The following is a 14,827-nucleotide window of genomic DNA, read 5'->3' on the forward strand; positions in this document are numbered from 1 at the left end:
TATTATAGCTTAGCACTATATTACTAATATGCATCCCAAACAAAGCATGTCAACATTCAAAAATTACTTTCTAATAGTTGTTTCAATACAACTAGTGTTGCTTGTTTTTTCATGTTCATCTGATATTTCAGAGAATAAAGACCATCTTGTTTTTAGATATAATGAGCAATACCAAATCTCTACATTAGATCCTGCATTTGCTCGTAATCCTCAAATTATTTGGCCCACCAATCAACTATTTAATGGTCTTGTACAACTAGATGACAATCTCAATATTCAACCAGATATTGCAAAAACTTGGCAAGTTTCTGATGATGCATTACAATATACATTCACCTTGCGAGACGATGTTCTGTTTCATAAGCATGCTCAATTCAAAACAAAAGACAGCACTCGTTTTGTAAACGCATCTGACTTTGTGTATAGTTTTGGTAGGTTAACTGATCCCGCTGTTGCCTCTCCTGGAGGTTGGGTTATGAATAAAGTAGACAGTTACAAAGCATTAAACGACAGTACATTTACAATACAACTCAAACAGCCATTCCCAGCATTCTTAGGATTGCTTAGTATGAGATATTGCTCTGTAGTTCCTAAAGAGGTGGTTGATTTTTATGGAAATGATTTCCGTTCAAACCCTATTGGAACAGGTCCTTTTAAATTTAAACGATGGGAAGAAGGTGTCAAATTAGTCTTGCGTAAAAACAACCTATACTATGAGTTTGATGAAAAAGGAACGAGACTTCCTTATTTAGAAGCAGTAGCCATCACTTTTTTACCAGATAAGCAAAGTGAATTTTTACAATTTGCACAAGGAAACATTGATTTTCTAAACTCATTAGATCCTTCTTATAAAGACGAATTATTAACGGCATCTGGCCGCTTACGCGAAAAATACCAAAATGATGTTGACTTAAGTGTGAGTCCGCAGTTGAATACAGAATACATAGGTTTTTACTTAGATAGCAGTACTGACGAAGTACAATCTGAATTACTCCGAAAGGCTGTCAACTATGGTTTTGATCGTCAAAAAATGATCACTTATTTACGTAATGGTATTGGAGAACCCGCCGAACATGGATTTATCCCTATGGGGCTTCCTGGATTTGATTATATACAAGGGTACGCCTACAATCCTAAGCTTTCGCGAAAGCTTATAAAACAATACAAAAAAGAAAGTGGCAATATGGATCCCATGATTTCTATAGGTACTAATAGCCAGTATCTTGATATCTGTGAGTACATACAACGCGAACTCCAAAAAGCAGGGCTGCGTGTAGAGATTAATGTGATGCCTCCTTCTACCCTACGTCAAATGAAAAGTAGTGGCGACTTGGATGCTTTTCGCGCAAGCTGGATTGCCGATTATCCAGATGCCGAGAATTACTTGAGTTTATTTTATAGTAAAAACTTCACTCCAAACGGCCCTAATTACACCCATTTTAAGAGTGCAGACTACGACTCTATATACGAACACAGCCTTTCTATGGTAGATGTAGACACTCGTAAATTGGATTATATTAGAATGGATAGTATTATTATTGCAAAGGCGCCAATTATTCCTTTGTATTACGATCAAGTAGTGCGCTTTACGCGAAAAAATATAAGCGGCTTGACCCCTAATCCTCAAAACTTTTTGGTCTTAAAGAGAGTGAAGAAATCTAAGATATAATTCCTACTACTTATTCTTGTAATAATATTTTAAAAATTCTTTCCCTTTTTCACCAAAAGAATATATACCAGTTTTACCAGAAGGTTTAATAATATCATAAGCTTCAAGAATTGCAGTAGTTTCTGTATTCACATCCAAATTTATCATAGCTCTCCCATTTTGTAATGCGTAAATAGCATTATCTATCTGTTTATTATCTATTTGATCTAGAAAAGAAAAGTCAGTTTTTGCTTCGTTATAAACGTCAACAAAGTCTTTATTACCATTACTCTTTTTAGAGTTCAAAATTTCTATCTCTTTTTTTAATAGGCTAATCTCATCATTCTTTTCATCTAACAAACCATTAAAAGTAATTTTTTGATTTTGTATTTCAGCTCTTATTTGCAAAGATTGCTCAACAGTGAGCACTTGGCTTTTTTCTACTTCAATTTTTCTTTTTTGTCTAAGGTCATTAAAAAACAAACTCAACCAATAAGCTCCATATGTTATAAAAGGAACAACACAAATTAATAAAATTGTTGAGATTAAAGGAAACCAGATTAGATACCATTGATCAGAATAATTATCAATAATAAAATCTATTTTATTCCCAACTATTTCTTTAGAATCTACAAATAATGTCAAATAAATAATCTTCCAATTTATAATCAACCAAGAAACAATTAAAGAACCATAAAAGGGACTTGACAGTCTTTCATTCAAAATTTTATTTATTGAATTTCCAAATTCTTTTAAATCCATAATAATAAACTAATTTTCATCAAATTAAGGAATATTTTTATCACAATAAGCAACTTAATCTCTTAATTAGTAATAGTTTATTCACAATACAGTTTTGTAACATTTTATCATTTTCTACTACCCATTAGTATAATCAATACAGAACGATTATGGGAGGAGAAGGAAGTATGCTAGCCGCAATGGCAAGTCTTAAAGCGAATAGAGCACTTAAAAACAAACGCAATAAAGGCAAGTTTTCTTTAGTGTCTTCTACAGATGAAAAATGGGTAGATCCAAAACAACCTACTTTTGAGCAACTTATGGAGATACGTACCAGAATACGTAAAGAAGAAAAAGTAAGACGTAGAAAAACAATACTAATAACGATTATTGCACTTACCTGTATTGTTGGAGGTATTCTATACATGATGAGTTTGTGATATGAGAAGACTGGACATGAGTAGTATTGGCTTTGCCGCTTTAGGAAGAACGCTTATAAAAAATAATAGAGCGCAACGTCCTGAATCAAAAAGGAGTATTTCACTAGCAAGTGAAAAACAACGTTATGTAGACCCTAAAAAAGCGAATCCCGAATTATTAAAACAGATCAAAAACAACATTATAAAGCAACAAAAAAGGAGAAAACAAAAAATAGGCATCATCACAAGTATCATTTTTTTAATGCTGCTATATAGTATGTACTATATCATTACTAACTACTAAAGAAAGAGTTTATGCCATTAGGAGAATCTATGATTACCGTAATAAGAAGTAATAGAAGAAAAAAGGTAAATGACTCCTATTTTAAAATTGATACTACTTCTATAAAAAATAAACAAAAAGAGAATTTTGATCATACATCCGCAGGTCCTGAACTTCTACATAAGATCAAGACTGAAATGGAAGCTCAACATAGAAAAAGAAATAAGACACTACTCCTAATAGGCGGTATCATTTTCATCATACTAGCGACTACGCTATGGTTCTTAAAAGATCAAAACTATATATAATCTAAAACAATGAGTATGCCACATGGATCAGGAACAGCCCACAAAGCAATGAAAGCTAATAGCGCATTACTACCAAAACGCAAGAAGCAAAAATTCTCTTATGCATCTTCAAAAGACGAAACAAATCGTTTTACGAAAAAAGCAACACCTGAACAGTTACAAGAAATTAGAGACCGTATTCAAAAAGAGAAGAAACAAGAACAGAAAAAGTTTATTCTCATTACGATAGTCTCCATAGTGATTCTATATTTTATAGTCACAAGTATAGACTTGAATTGGTGGTATAAAGGTTTTAGGTAATAACTATTAATTTTAGATAGTAGTGTGATCTCTCCTATCAATGAGGTAATGTTATTCGTCATTTCGACAGAGTGAAGTATGAGCGACGAGAAATCACATAACAGTAAACCTAACACTTCTCTTAGCTTCTTGTACGATCTCTCCTTACACTCGAGATGACTACAACTTGTCATTTCATTTCGACAGAACGAGGAACGAGCGACGAGAAATCACATAACAGTGAGATATAGAATTAATAAGACCTAACGACTAATAGCTATTTCGCGAAAGCGAAAAAACAATTACTCTCTTCGGTATTGTTTTGTCTCTTCAAATACATGATTTAAGATGGCTTCATCTTGCTCTGTCAATTCTATATCGCGACGAGCCATGGCAATACGAGCCGTTTCAAATGCTTTTTTAGGAAGATGCGTTACAAATCCATTTGCACCTCCCCATTGAAATGAAGGCACAAAATTACGTGGAAAACCACTCCCAAAAATATTGGTTGCTACTCCTATAACCGTACCTGTATTAAACATGGTATTAATCCCACACTTACTATGATCACCCATCATCAGGCCACAAAACTGTAATCCTGTATTTGCAAAACGTCCTGTCTCATAATCCCATAGTTTTACAGATGCATAATTATTTTTAAGGTTAGAATTATTACTATCGGCACCAATATTACACCATTCACCTAAAACTGTATTGCCTAAGAAACCATCATGTCCTTTACTTGAATACCCAAACAACACCACATTATTCACCTCTCCTCCTATTTTACAATGAGGCCCCACAGTAGTGCCACCATATATTTTTGCACCCATCTTTACAGTAGCATGCTCACATAATGCAAATGGACCACGAATCATAGAACCTTCCATAATTTCTGCATCTTTCCCTATATATATAGGACCATTTTCTGCATTTAAAGAACATAAAGGCAATGTTGCACCTTCTTCTATAAAAATATCGGCAGCATTCAGAGCTACCACCATTTGCGGAATAGGCTGCGAAGATCTTCCTTCAGTAAGTAGAGCATAATCTTCGGCTATAGCACGAGCGTTTTTAGAGAAAATATCCCAAGTATGCTCTATTTTAAATAGATCTTCGAAAGTATACTCAATAATATCATAGGTATCAAAATCTACTTCCTGATCTTCTTTTGTGTAAAAAGCAATTACTTCTTCACCATCAAAAATAGCTTGCCCCTCTGTCATTCCCTTTACAATAGTCGCCAGATTAGGGGTAGGTAAATAAGAAGCATTGATCATGACATTCTCAGGAAACTCTACCATAGGCCATTTATCACTCAAGTATTCTTCTGTAACAGTAGAAGTAGTATACCCTAAAAAATGTTCCCATTTTTCTCGTATAGTTAAAACACCTATACGAATATCTGCTACGGGACGTGTATATGTAAAGGGTAATAATTGGTTACGAACGGTTCCGTCAAAAAGAATATAATTCATGATACGACAAGCTTGATTGTTAGAAATACGAAATTAGAAAAAAGAAACAGATAACTGTATTACTTTTTAGACTTAACTTTAACTGTCCACTCAAAGTTAAACTGACTTACTTGTATGCCTTCTTTATTAACACCAATAGATTTCATACTACAAGTTTGGCCTTCTCCAGTTTGAATAGCTTTTGCTATAGTTTCCTTAATTAGGGCACCATCTTGACACGTAAATGTAATACGTCCTGTTGCCTTTTTAGTAAAAAAAGCGCTATTACTTGCCACTAGCATTGAGATCTTATAATCGCAGTTCTGTATATATGATATCACAAGTGCTCCTGTAGAAAGTTCGGCGGCCATACCTTGTACCGCCCAAAACATACTTTTAAATGGATTTTGATTAATCCATCGGTGTTTTACTTGCACTGTACACGAGTTTTCATCTATTGTTTTTAATCGGACTCCCGTAAACCATGCTGCTGGTAATTTTACCATGGTATAAAAGTTAAACTTTCTAGGACTTGGAAACTTCATTTGGTTCTATTTTAGACAAAAATAGTGATAAATTTTAGGCTAGACTTTATCTCACAAGTACTCCCCCTATTATATTTTACAAAAAAAACTCAATTATCAATACTTAACACAAAACACTAATAAACAGTAACTTAAACCAAATACTGTATATTTAAAAAAGTTAATAAAATGTTAATTTTTAGTACTATGCGTAACATAATACCTTTTAAAAGACATATATTTGTATAAGAAATTAGTAAGTAATGGAAAGCACTGTAACAACACATCAAAAAAATCTTAGCACATTTATACACTTATCTACCTTTAGTAAGTGGTTTATTCCTTTTGGTAATTTGATTGCTCCTCTCATTTTATGGAGTGCTCAAAAAAACAAATCAAAATTTGTAGAAAAGCATGGTAGAGATGCTATTAATTTTCAATTAAGTATTCTCATCTATACCATTGCATTAGTGATTATAAGTATTCCATTTTTTGTATGGCAAGCGATTAAGTTAGAAGGGACTAATGGGCATCTTATTATTAATGATCATTTTCATACTCATGGGGATTTTGCTAATATGAGTACATTACTAATTATTGCAATTATAGTAGGAACTCTCGCATTAGGGCTTGCTATTTTTGAAATTGTAAGTGTTATTTCGGCTGCGATCACAGCATCTAATGGGCAAAATTATAAGTATCCGCTCTCCATCAATTTTATCAAGTCGTCTGGAGATGAGGAAACAAATAGTACAACTCAAGAAGAAACTACTCAGGAAGCAACCGAAGAAAAAAGTAGTTCAGAAGAATAATGGATCATACTATAAACATAAAGCTTATTCTCTCGATTGGAGTCTTTGTAATTCTATCCTTCTTTTTTCATGAGCTAGCACATTACACGATGGGTACGCTATTGGGATATGATATGACAATGACTTTAAACACAGTAACCCTTACAGAAGGTGCTTATGCACATGATTGGGAACGTCAGTTAGTAAGTGCAGCAGGTCCCATATTTACAATCATTACTGCTGGAATATTCTTTTATGTATTACGTAAAAAAGACAACAAATATGTATATATATTATTATTTATCGCGTTTATTCAACGTTTTTTAGCAGCCGCGATATCGTTACTTAATCCAAATGATGAAGCACGAATAAGTGAATCACTAGGTATTGGAAAAATGACCTTACCTATTCTTGTATCATTGCTGTTATTTGGACTCGTATATAAAATGGCATCGACCTATAAATATCACTGGAAATTTAATCTCATCAATTATTTTATCATTAGCTTTTTTATAGCTGCATTGGTATTTACAGATCAAACAATTATTAAGCCTATGGTTTATAATTAAAATTCAATATACGCTTTCGCGAAAGCGAACTAGTGAGATTCACGATCATAGGAAGAGCGAAGTGTAAAAGCGTATAAAGAAAATTCATCATCAATCACAATCAATCAAATTATCTAAACATTTGTTTAGAACAATCAAAAAATGAACAGTTTAACGCATATTAAAATGGAAATCTATGAAGGTTGAAAACACCAAAGCACAGATGCGTAAAGGCGTGCTAGAGTATTGCATCCTGTCTGTATTAAAAGACGACGATGCATACGTAGCCGAAATCTTAGACACACTCAAAGATGCTAAATTACTTGTAGTAGAAGGTACAATATACCCATTACTTACACGGCTTAAAAACGCAGGATTGCTTAATTATCGCTGGGAAGAATCCACAAGCGGACCCCCACGTAAGTACTACGGACTTACGGAAACAGGACAACTCTTTTTAAATGAACTCACAACCACCTGGGATGAATTACAAACCGCAGTAACGGTAGTAACCTCAACAAAAAAATCAAAAAAATGAACAAGACAGTAAATATAAATTTAGCCGGTATTTTCTTTCATATAGATGAGGATGCGTATGCCAAATTACAACGCTATCTCACTGCGATCAAACGTTCATTTGAGGGCGTTACGGGAGAAGATGAAATTATAGCAGATATAGAAGCTCGTATTTCTGAACTTTTTAGTACTAAAATTCAAGATGCGCGTCAAGTAATAAGTGTCAAAGAGTTAGATGAAGTTATAGCCGTGATGGGACAACCTGAAGACTATATGGTAGATGACGATATCTTTGAAGATGCTCCAAAAAGTAAAAAATCAAAAAGAACACAGTCTTCTGGTAATGGTAAAAAATTATACAGAGATGTAGATAATGCATATATAGGAGGGGTTTCTAGTGGTTTAGGACATTACTTTGGGATAGACTCTATATGGATTCGTCTAGCATGGGTATTCTTAGTACTTGTAGGTTTTGGATCTCCAATATTGATCTATATCCTATTATGGATTTTAATGCCTGAAGCAACCTCTACAGCCGATAAACTCTCAATGACGGGAAAGGCAGTTAACATTGACAATATTCAAGAAAAAGTAAAAGAAGGATTTGAAAATGTGGCTGACGCGGTAAAAAATGTAGATTATGACAAATATGGAAACCAAGCTAAAAAAGGAGCGCAAGGGTTTTTCCAAACTATAGGAAAAATAATCATGTTCTTTTTAAAGGTACTCGCAAAAATTATAGGAGTACTCTTTATCATTACTGGTGCAGCCGTTGTGATATCACTATTTGTAGGGTTATTTACAGCAGGTACATTTGATATATTCTATGGAGATTTAGGGAATTATGGAGATTATATTCATACAGCTGGTATACCACTTTGGTTGGCTTCATTATTAACATTCTTTGCGGTTGGAATTCCATTTTTCTTTCTTTTCTATCTAGGATTAAAAATACTAGCAGGTAATTTGAAATCAATGCCATTAGCAGGAAAACTATCACTATTAGGAATTTGGTTGCTCTCTGTTATTGGTCTTGGAGTAATCGGAATACGTGAAGCAACAGAACATTCATTTACAGGAAAAGTAAACACTAAAGAAACCCTTGCGATTACAGCAAATGACACATTATCTATTAGAATGCAAGGAAGTGATATTCTTCCTGGAGAGTTACGTCGTTCTAATAATTTCCTTATGGAATATGACAACAATGGAGAGCGTGTATATATGAGACGTAACGTACGCCTTATTGTACGTAGTACTACAGAAGACAATGCGTATTTAAAAATCCAAAAGGAAACTAACGGACGTAGTTTTACTGCTGCCCAAGAAGAAGCGAGTCGTATAGACTATAACTTTGAAGTAATAGACAATACATTATACCTAGATGGTTTCTTTACAACAGTAGCCAGTAGTAAATTTAGAAGTCAAGAAGTACAAGTAATCTTATACCTTCCTGAAGGCACTACGCTCTATGCAGATAGTAATACTTACAGTTATCACCGTAATGACAGTCGTTACAGAGATTTACTAGAAAATGGTAATGAAGAAAAATACTTACTCATGAAAAGAGGTGAGTTAGTATGTGATACATGTACAAAAAGCGAACGTGGCTCATCTTCAAATCGTGAAGACGAATGGGAACAACGCTCTTATCAAGAAGGACAAGAAATTCCAGATTGGGAAAGAGACGAGCCCACAGAAAGCACAACTGAAGAAAGAGTAGAAACTAATATTCAAAAAGATAGTATATAAAAAGAAGTAAGTAACATTCATTCATCAATCAAAAAACAAACTAATGACATCTTCAAGACTCATAGCATTTCTTCTCTTCATTCCTTTTATAGGAATAGGACAAGTAGCTAAAGATTCTGAACTTTTTAAAACAATTGCAGCACTAGACAAACAGTATTTTGATGCATATAACACCTGTGATCTTAAAACACAAGCCGATTTATATGCAGAAGATATCAAGTTTTACCACGATAATGGAGGGCTTAGTACTGTGAAACAAGATATTATAAACAGTATTGAACGTAATATCTGTAATAAAGTAACTAGAACACTTGTAACAGAAAGTTTAGAGGTGCATGCTATTAAAGATTTTGGAGCTGTTGCTATGGGATTACATTCTTTTTATAATAATCAAGAACCCGATGCGACGCCTAAGCCTACTAAATTTATTATGATTTGGAGGCAAGTAAATGCTACCAAATGGGAAATAGCAGAAGTCATCAGTTTACATTAATCAATCAACAACAATGACCATTTATAAATCAATTATAATAGCTCTTTTTATTCCATTTTTGAGTCTGGCACAAGTCCAGCAGGATTCTGAATTATTTTTAGAACTACAAAAAATGGATGCACTTCTTTTTGAAGAAGGTTTTAACAACTGTAGTAAAGAGGCGATGGAAACAGCGCTAAGTGAAGACCTTGAATTTTTTCATGATAAAGGGGGTGTTACCAAAGGAAAGGAAACATTTATAACTTCTTTTATTACAAATATGTGTGATGAGAATAAAAAACCCATTCGCAAATTAGTACCTAATAGCCTTTCTGTTTTTCCACTTCGTAAAAACGGCGTTTTATATGGGGCTATTCAAAAAGGAGTTCATGAATTTTTTATCAAAGAATCTGGTAAAGAATTATACAAAACCGAAGTATCTCAATTTACACATCTGTGGCTTAAAGAAGACACAGGGTGGAAAATATCACGTGTTTTGAGCTATGATCACAAAGCACCAGAGATCAATACTAATGGAATTAAAGTGGCTACTAAACTGCTTGCAAGCTATGCCGGTAATTATAAAGCACCTCAGACAGGGAATATAATCATATCTATAAAAGATAATGTTATGCATCTTGATGCTGGAAAGATGCAAGCAGATTTGGTAGCAAAATCAACAAATACTTTTGCGCATCCACAAGCTCCTATTGCTCTAAAGTTTATTGCAAGAGAAGATGGAAGCATTGAAAAATTTATCGTTCTAGAAAACGGTAAAAACGTAGAAGAAGCAATTCGTATAGAAAAATAAAAGATCATGAATATACATTTCTCTTTTAAAAATCGATTATTATTTACAATAGTAGTAAGCTTATTAATGTGGTCGTTTTTAGCTTGGGATTATTTTCATGAAGGTGTTCCAACACATTATATATTACATAATGATGAATACCCAGGGTTTTCAAATTGGTGGGGAGCTATTACAATACCTCTAATCACATGGGGTTTATTATACCTCGTACAACTTAGAGTGCTCAAAGAAAAACCAAAAAACATAAGCGCATCAATAGCATATGGTTTTATAGGGTTTCTTCTTTATGGTATTGTATCATCCATTTTATTTATGATGGGTTTTGAAACAATCCTTCTATATATGACAGTAGCTCTTATAGTAAGTGCATTTTTTATCCCCATATATAGACCAGAATGTTTATTAGGATATATACTAGCAATGACATATGTATTTGGAGCTATACTACCGTTGCTATTTGGAATCATTTTTTGGACACTATATATCATCGCATATAAGCTTCCAAGAATAATTTTACAATATATAAATAAGAAAAAGTACAACTCAGCCTGAAAAAATAACAATTGGGCTTTTTACGCTTTCGCGAAAGCATATAATGGAGCACTTTTACAGTATCAATAAAGAGGAATCATTCATTACAATCAATTAAACAATCAAAATAAAGGAATCATGACAACACTAATTAAATTTATTATCGGGGTATTCACTTCGCTTTTGGTTACATCTTGTGTCTTTGACGGCTCATTTAACCAAGTACGAGGTAATGGAAATGTACAAACAGAAAACTTTAACATCACACAAGACTTTGACGGCGTAACTGCTGGAAGTGGATGGGATGTATATTTAGAAAAAGGATCAGAAGTATCTGTAATTGTAGAAGCAGATGAAAATCTTATCGAACTAGCAGATATTTACGTAAAAGGAAGCACCTTAAAAATCTACTCTGAACACAACATACGCAGTGCAACATCAAAAAAAGTATTTGTTACCTATGTAGGAAATCTACAATCTATAAGTGCAAATAGTGGCGCCGACATTGTGACTAAAGAAGTCTTAAAAGGAGAAGATTTAAGCCTTAATGTATCTAGTGGAGGATCTATAAAAGCCGAAGCTATTGTACGTAATATAGATACCGATGTAAGCAGCGGAGGCTCTATACGTCTAGCAGGAAGCTCAGAAAAATTAGACGCCGATGTATCTAGTGGTGGTGTTATAAATGCTAGAGACCTTAGAGCAAAATATGCAGATGCAAATGCTTCTAGTGGAGGAAATATAGACATCCAGGTAACAGACAAATTACGTGCACGCGCCTCTAGTGGAGGAGATATAGACTATTGGGGAAACCCTAAAGAGGTAGACAAGCCTAAGAAGAGTTACTCTGGAGGTAGTGTATCTGCACAAGACTAAACAAAACCTACTTAATATAGCAAACCAACCTATCTATGTGTGCAATCACTGCTCTTGATTCACACGATAAAGCCCGCAATACTATTGCGGGCTTTTTTATATTTATATGAGAGAAGGTTTTAAGCTTCTGCTTCTACAACACTTTCTTTTGCTGCAAGATAACGCTCTGCATCTAGCGCTGCCATACATCCCGTACCAGCTGCTGTAATTGCTTGACGATATACATGATCTGCAGCATCTCCAGAAACAAATACACCCGGTACATTTGTACGAGATGATCCAGGTTCATTAATAATATACCCCGTTTCATCAAGGTCTAAATAGTCTTTAAAGATATCTGTATTAGGCTTATGTCCTATAGCTACAAAAAACCCTGTTGCAGGAATGTCATGCTTCTCTTGTGTTTTATTATTAAAAACACGAACACCCGTTACTACTTGACCATCTCCTAAAACTTCTTCTGTTTCGGTATTAAATAAGATTTCTATATTTTCTGTATTCTTAACACGAGCAGCCATAATCTTAGAAGCTCTAAATTCATCACGACGCACAAGCATGGTTACTTTAGTACACAATTTAGATAGGTAATGTGCTTCTTCTGCTGCCGAATCTCCAGCACCCACAATCACTACTTCCTGATTCTTGTAAAAGAAACCATCACAAACTGCACAAGCAGATACACCACCTCCTAAGTTTAAGTATTTTTGTTCTGATTCTAGTCCTAAATATTTTGCAGTAGCTCCTGTAGAAATAATAATAGTATCGGCATGGATTTCAGTCTCTCCATTTACCCAGGCTTTATGTACATCTCCAGAGAAATCAACTTTAGTAATCCATCCATCGCGTACATCTGTATCAAAACGCTTTGCTTGATTCATTAATTCAATCATCATAGCGGGTCCCGTAATTCCATCTGGATATCCTGGAAAGTTTTCTACTTCATTGGTTGTTGTCAACTGCCCTCCTGGTTGCATTCCTTGATATAAAACTGGTGCCATATTTGCTCTTGCTGCATAAATAGCCGCAGTATACCCTGCAGGTCCAGATCCTATGATTAAGCATTTTACGTGTTCAATTTCCATATGTTTATGCTTTCGCGAAAGCGTATAAAACACCTCTCGCTGTTATAATATTAGTTAGTAAATATACACTACAAAAGTAGGTTTTTAAGCTATATCCTTACAAAGATGTTATCAAGAAATCCTATGAGTTAATAACATAATGTAATGATTCGTCTATTCCAAAACATAGGATAATGTTAAGAATAGGATACATTTGAAGAATATTGAGTATTTTTCGAAAAAATTAGATCATGAAAAATAACTTCCTTTTTATCTTCATGTTAGTGATCACAAGTTTAGGTTGTGCTCAAGAGACTAGAACCAACGATTTTGAATTAAAACAAAACGACAATTACACTATAGAAATGGTCGTTCCAGAGCTTGTAAACCCATGGGGATTGGCATTTTTACCAGATGGATCTATGCTTATTACTGAAAAAAGTGGAGAACTTATTCACTTTAAAGATGGAGCAAAAACAATAATTTCTGGTGTGCCAGAAGTATCTAGTCGTAATCAAGGAGGATTACTTGACATACACTTACATCCTGATTATAAAAAGAATGGATGGATATATATTACTTACTCCTCTGTAGAAGGTGATGGTGAAGGAGCACACACAGCTTTAATGCGCGCAAAACTTACAGGAACAGCACTTACCAATCAGGAAGTTTTATATAAAGGAAGTCCTAATACAAGAAAAAGTCATCACTTTGGATCTCGTATCGTATTTGATGATAAAGGGCATGTTTTTTTCACCATAGGAGATCGTGGAGCACGTGATGAAAATCCTCAAGATATTACACGTGATGGAGGAAAAGTATATAGACTTAACGATGATGGAAGTATTCCTAAAGACAATCCTTTTGTAGGGCAATCTGGAGCTAAGGAAGCTATTTGGTCATATGGTCACCGTAATCCTCAAGGAATGGCTATTCACCCTAAAACGGGAGCTGTATGGACACATGAGCATGGACCTCGTGGTGGTGATGAAGTAAATATACCTGAAGCTGGAAAGAATTATGGCTGGCCTGTTATTTCATATGGAATTAATTACAGCGGAACTTCATTTACAGACATTACAGAAAAAGAAGGTATGGAACAGCCAATATATTACTGGGTTCCTTCTATCGCACCTTGCGGAATGGATTTTGTTTCAAATAGTAAATATGGAGATTTGGATGGAAGTTTATTAGTAGGCTCTCTTAAATTTAAGTATATAGAACGTCTTATTTTAAAAGGAAATACCGTAGTAGGTCGCGAAAAACTATTAACAGATGCAGGTCGTATGCGTAATGTTGTGATGGGGCCTGATGGATACATATACTTAGGAATAGAAGGTGCTGGAATTGCACGTATGATAAAAAAGTAATGACATGAAAAAACTACTTATTATAAGTGCCATAGGTTGTTTATTAATGGGATTTACATTACAAAAAGAAACACCTGAATACATACCTCAAAATCAAGATCCGCTTAAAGAAAGTATTGAACGAGGCGCCGAAGTATATACAGAGTATTGCGTACAGTGTCATTTAGGAAAAGGAGAAGGCATTCCTAAAACCTTTCCCCCTCTTGCAAAATCAGATTGGCTCACCAAAAATAATATCACAAATGCCATACGTGTTGTAAAGTATGGGCAAACTGGTGAGATCAAAGTAAACGGCGAAACGTATAACGGTGTAATGGCTGAACTAGGTCTATACGAAGATGAAGTTGCCGATGTCATGAATTACATTATGAATAGCTGGGGCAACTCTTATGATTCAATGATTACTGAAGAGCAAGTTAAAAAGGTAACGAAAGAGTAAA

Annotated in this window: 19 protein-coding genes; 15 read left to right on the top strand and 4 right to left on the bottom strand. The window is 34.3% G+C overall.

All coding sequences use genetic code 11. The features are described 5' to 3' along the window. The first annotated feature begins 46 nt into the window (after positions 1-46). On the top strand, positions 47-1,669 hold the full coding sequence (locus CHB80_RS18785; protein ID WP_089373056.1) for an ABC transporter substrate-binding protein: 1,623 nt from the start codon (positions 47-49) through the stop codon (positions 1,667-1,669). A gap of 6 nt (positions 1,670-1,675) precedes the next feature. Here the strand turns inward: CHB80_RS18785 and CHB80_RS18790 are convergent, their stop codons facing one another. Continuing rightward, the gene (locus CHB80_RS18790; RefSeq protein ID WP_089373057.1) at positions 1,676-2,410 is read right to left on the bottom strand and encodes a hypothetical protein; all 735 of its coding nucleotides are present in this window, start codon (positions 2,408-2,410) and stop codon (positions 1,676-1,678) included. Between the two features lie 149 nt (positions 2,411-2,559). Here CHB80_RS18790 and CHB80_RS18795 point away from each other — a divergent pair, with 149 nt between their 5' ends. From CHB80_RS18795 to CHB80_RS18810, 4 genes are read left to right on the top strand one after another with little or no spacing between them, the layout of a single operon-like run. After that, positions 2,560-2,829 carry a hypothetical protein gene (locus CHB80_RS18795; RefSeq protein WP_089373058.1) on the top strand — a complete coding sequence of 90 codons (270 nt, stop codon included), beginning with the start codon at positions 2,560-2,562 and terminating at the stop codon, positions 2,827-2,829. A 1-nt stretch (position 2,830) separates the two neighbouring features. After that, complete coding sequence (locus CHB80_RS18800) at positions 2,831-3,112, top strand: hypothetical protein (RefSeq protein WP_143337184.1); 282 nt, start codon at positions 2,831-2,833, stop codon at positions 3,110-3,112. 11 nt (positions 3,113-3,123) lie between these two features. After that, positions 3,124-3,399: a hypothetical protein gene (locus CHB80_RS18805; RefSeq protein WP_089373060.1), complete on the top strand. Its 276-nt coding sequence runs from the start codon at positions 3,124-3,126 to the stop codon at positions 3,397-3,399. 9 nt (positions 3,400-3,408) lie between these two features. Further along, on the top strand, positions 3,409-3,699 hold the full coding sequence (locus CHB80_RS18810; RefSeq protein ID WP_143337185.1) for a hypothetical protein: 291 nt from the start codon (positions 3,409-3,411) through the stop codon (positions 3,697-3,699). Between the two features lie 281 nt (positions 3,700-3,980). Here CHB80_RS18810 and CHB80_RS18815 read toward each other — a convergent pair whose 3' ends face one another. Together CHB80_RS18815 and CHB80_RS18820 are read right to left on the bottom strand one after the other, a co-directional pair. Further along, positions 3,981-5,156 (bottom strand): GlmU family protein, encoded by a 1,176-nt coding sequence (locus CHB80_RS18815; RefSeq protein WP_089373062.1) that lies wholly within the window; start codon positions 5,154-5,156, stop codon positions 3,981-3,983. Between the two features lie 59 nt (positions 5,157-5,215). Continuing rightward, on the bottom strand, positions 5,216-5,680 hold the full coding sequence (locus CHB80_RS18820; RefSeq protein ID WP_089373063.1) for a DUF4442 domain-containing protein: 465 nt from the start codon (positions 5,678-5,680) through the stop codon (positions 5,216-5,218). A 242-nt stretch (positions 5,681-5,922) separates the two neighbouring features. Here CHB80_RS18820 and CHB80_RS18825 point away from each other — a divergent pair, with 242 nt between their 5' ends. From CHB80_RS18825 to CHB80_RS18860, 8 genes are all read left to right on the top strand, one after another. Continuing rightward, complete coding sequence (locus tag CHB80_RS18825) at positions 5,923-6,471, top strand: DUF4870 domain-containing protein (protein ID WP_089373064.1); 549 nt, start codon at positions 5,923-5,925, stop codon at positions 6,469-6,471. Then, entirely contained in the window at positions 6,471-7,019 is a 549-nt protein-coding gene (locus tag CHB80_RS18830; RefSeq protein ID WP_089373065.1) for a hypothetical protein, read from the top strand. The genes CHB80_RS18825 and CHB80_RS18830 overlap by 1 nt, the downstream gene beginning before the upstream one ends. Before the next feature lie 175 nt (positions 7,020-7,194). Then, positions 7,195-7,536, top strand: a complete 342-nt coding sequence (locus CHB80_RS18835; RefSeq protein WP_089373066.1) for a PadR family transcriptional regulator — start codon at positions 7,195-7,197, stop codon at positions 7,534-7,536. Beyond that, a complete protein-coding gene (locus CHB80_RS18840; protein ID WP_089373067.1) occupies positions 7,533-9,266 on the top strand; it encodes a PspC domain-containing protein in 1,734 nt (577 codons plus the stop codon). Before CHB80_RS18835 ends, CHB80_RS18840 begins: the two co-directional genes overlap by 4 nt. Before the next feature lie 43 nt (positions 9,267-9,309). Beyond that, positions 9,310-9,759, top strand: coding sequence for a nuclear transport factor 2 family protein (locus CHB80_RS18845; RefSeq protein ID WP_089373068.1), 450 nt, complete (start codon positions 9,310-9,312; stop codon positions 9,757-9,759). Between the two features lie 13 nt (positions 9,760-9,772). After that, positions 9,773-10,549 carry a nuclear transport factor 2 family protein gene (locus CHB80_RS18850; RefSeq protein ID WP_089373069.1) on the top strand — a complete coding sequence of 259 codons (777 nt, stop codon included), beginning with the start codon at positions 9,773-9,775 and terminating at the stop codon, positions 10,547-10,549. Between the two features lie 6 nt (positions 10,550-10,555). Next, a complete protein-coding gene (locus CHB80_RS18855) occupies positions 10,556-11,101 on the top strand; it encodes a hypothetical protein (protein ID WP_089373070.1) in 546 nt (181 codons plus the stop codon). A gap of 117 nt (positions 11,102-11,218) precedes the next feature. After that, positions 11,219-11,956 carry a head GIN domain-containing protein gene (locus CHB80_RS18860; RefSeq protein WP_089373071.1) on the top strand — a complete coding sequence of 246 codons (738 nt, stop codon included), beginning with the start codon at positions 11,219-11,221 and terminating at the stop codon, positions 11,954-11,956. 119 nt (positions 11,957-12,075) lie between these two features. On the opposite strand, the gene trxB is transcribed toward CHB80_RS18860, so the two are convergent. Further along, positions 12,076-13,038, bottom strand: coding sequence for a thioredoxin-disulfide reductase (gene trxB / locus CHB80_RS18865; protein WP_089373072.1), 963 nt, complete (start codon positions 13,036-13,038; stop codon positions 12,076-12,078). A 230-nt stretch (positions 13,039-13,268) separates the two neighbouring features. Between trxB and CHB80_RS18870 the strand changes: the two genes are divergently transcribed. Both CHB80_RS18870 and CHB80_RS18875 read left to right on the top strand, forming a co-directional pair. Further along, on the top strand, positions 13,269-14,387 hold the full coding sequence (locus CHB80_RS18870) for a PQQ-dependent sugar dehydrogenase (RefSeq protein ID WP_089373073.1): 1,119 nt from the start codon (positions 13,269-13,271) through the stop codon (positions 14,385-14,387). Between the two features lie 4 nt (positions 14,388-14,391). Beyond that, positions 14,392-14,826 carry a c-type cytochrome gene (locus CHB80_RS18875; RefSeq protein WP_089373074.1) on the top strand — a complete coding sequence of 145 codons (435 nt, stop codon included), beginning with the start codon at positions 14,392-14,394 and terminating at the stop codon, positions 14,824-14,826. The last annotated feature ends 1 nt before the right edge of the window (position 14,827 follow it).

Origin of the sequence: Dokdonia pacifica (genome assembly GCF_900188275.1) — a bacterium.
GTDB lineage: Bacteria > Bacteroidota > Bacteroidia > Flavobacteriales > Flavobacteriaceae > Dokdonia > Dokdonia pacifica.

Coding starts and splice junctions, on each gene's coding strand:
- CHB80_RS18785 (WP_089373056.1), top strand. CDS start 47: ATGTCAACATTCAAAAATTACTTTCTAATAGTTGTTTCAATACAACTA.
- CHB80_RS18790 (WP_089373057.1), bottom strand. CDS start 2,410: ATGGATTTAAAAGAATTTGGAAATTCAATAAATAAAATTTTGAATGAA.
- CHB80_RS18795 (WP_089373058.1), top strand. CDS start 2,560: ATGGGAGGAGAAGGAAGTATGCTAGCCGCAATGGCAAGTCTTAAAGCG.
- CHB80_RS18800 (WP_143337184.1), top strand. CDS start 2,831: ATGAGAAGACTGGACATGAGTAGTATTGGCTTTGCCGCTTTAGGAAGA.
- CHB80_RS18805 (WP_089373060.1), top strand. CDS start 3,124: ATGCCATTAGGAGAATCTATGATTACCGTAATAAGAAGTAATAGAAGA.
- CHB80_RS18810 (WP_143337185.1), top strand. CDS start 3,409: ATGAGTATGCCACATGGATCAGGAACAGCCCACAAAGCAATGAAAGCT.
- CHB80_RS18815 (WP_089373062.1), bottom strand. CDS start 5,156: ATGAATTATATTCTTTTTGACGGAACCGTTCGTAACCAATTATTACCC.
- CHB80_RS18820 (WP_089373063.1), bottom strand. CDS start 5,680: ATGAAGTTTCCAAGTCCTAGAAAGTTTAACTTTTATACCATGGTAAAA.
- CHB80_RS18825 (WP_089373064.1), top strand. CDS start 5,923: ATGGAAAGCACTGTAACAACACATCAAAAAAATCTTAGCACATTTATA.
- CHB80_RS18830 (WP_089373065.1), top strand. CDS start 6,471: ATGGATCATACTATAAACATAAAGCTTATTCTCTCGATTGGAGTCTTT.
- CHB80_RS18835 (WP_089373066.1), top strand. CDS start 7,195: ATGAAGGTTGAAAACACCAAAGCACAGATGCGTAAAGGCGTGCTAGAG.
- CHB80_RS18840 (WP_089373067.1), top strand. CDS start 7,533: ATGAACAAGACAGTAAATATAAATTTAGCCGGTATTTTCTTTCATATA.
- CHB80_RS18845 (WP_089373068.1), top strand. CDS start 9,310: ATGACATCTTCAAGACTCATAGCATTTCTTCTCTTCATTCCTTTTATA.
- CHB80_RS18850 (WP_089373069.1), top strand. CDS start 9,773: ATGACCATTTATAAATCAATTATAATAGCTCTTTTTATTCCATTTTTG.
- CHB80_RS18855 (WP_089373070.1), top strand. CDS start 10,556: ATGAATATACATTTCTCTTTTAAAAATCGATTATTATTTACAATAGTA.
- CHB80_RS18860 (WP_089373071.1), top strand. CDS start 11,219: ATGACAACACTAATTAAATTTATTATCGGGGTATTCACTTCGCTTTTG.
- trxB (WP_089373072.1), bottom strand. CDS start 13,038: ATGGAAATTGAACACGTAAAATGCTTAATCATAGGATCTGGACCTGCA.
- CHB80_RS18870 (WP_089373073.1), top strand. CDS start 13,269: ATGAAAAATAACTTCCTTTTTATCTTCATGTTAGTGATCACAAGTTTA.
- CHB80_RS18875 (WP_089373074.1), top strand. CDS start 14,392: ATGAAAAAACTACTTATTATAAGTGCCATAGGTTGTTTATTAATGGGA.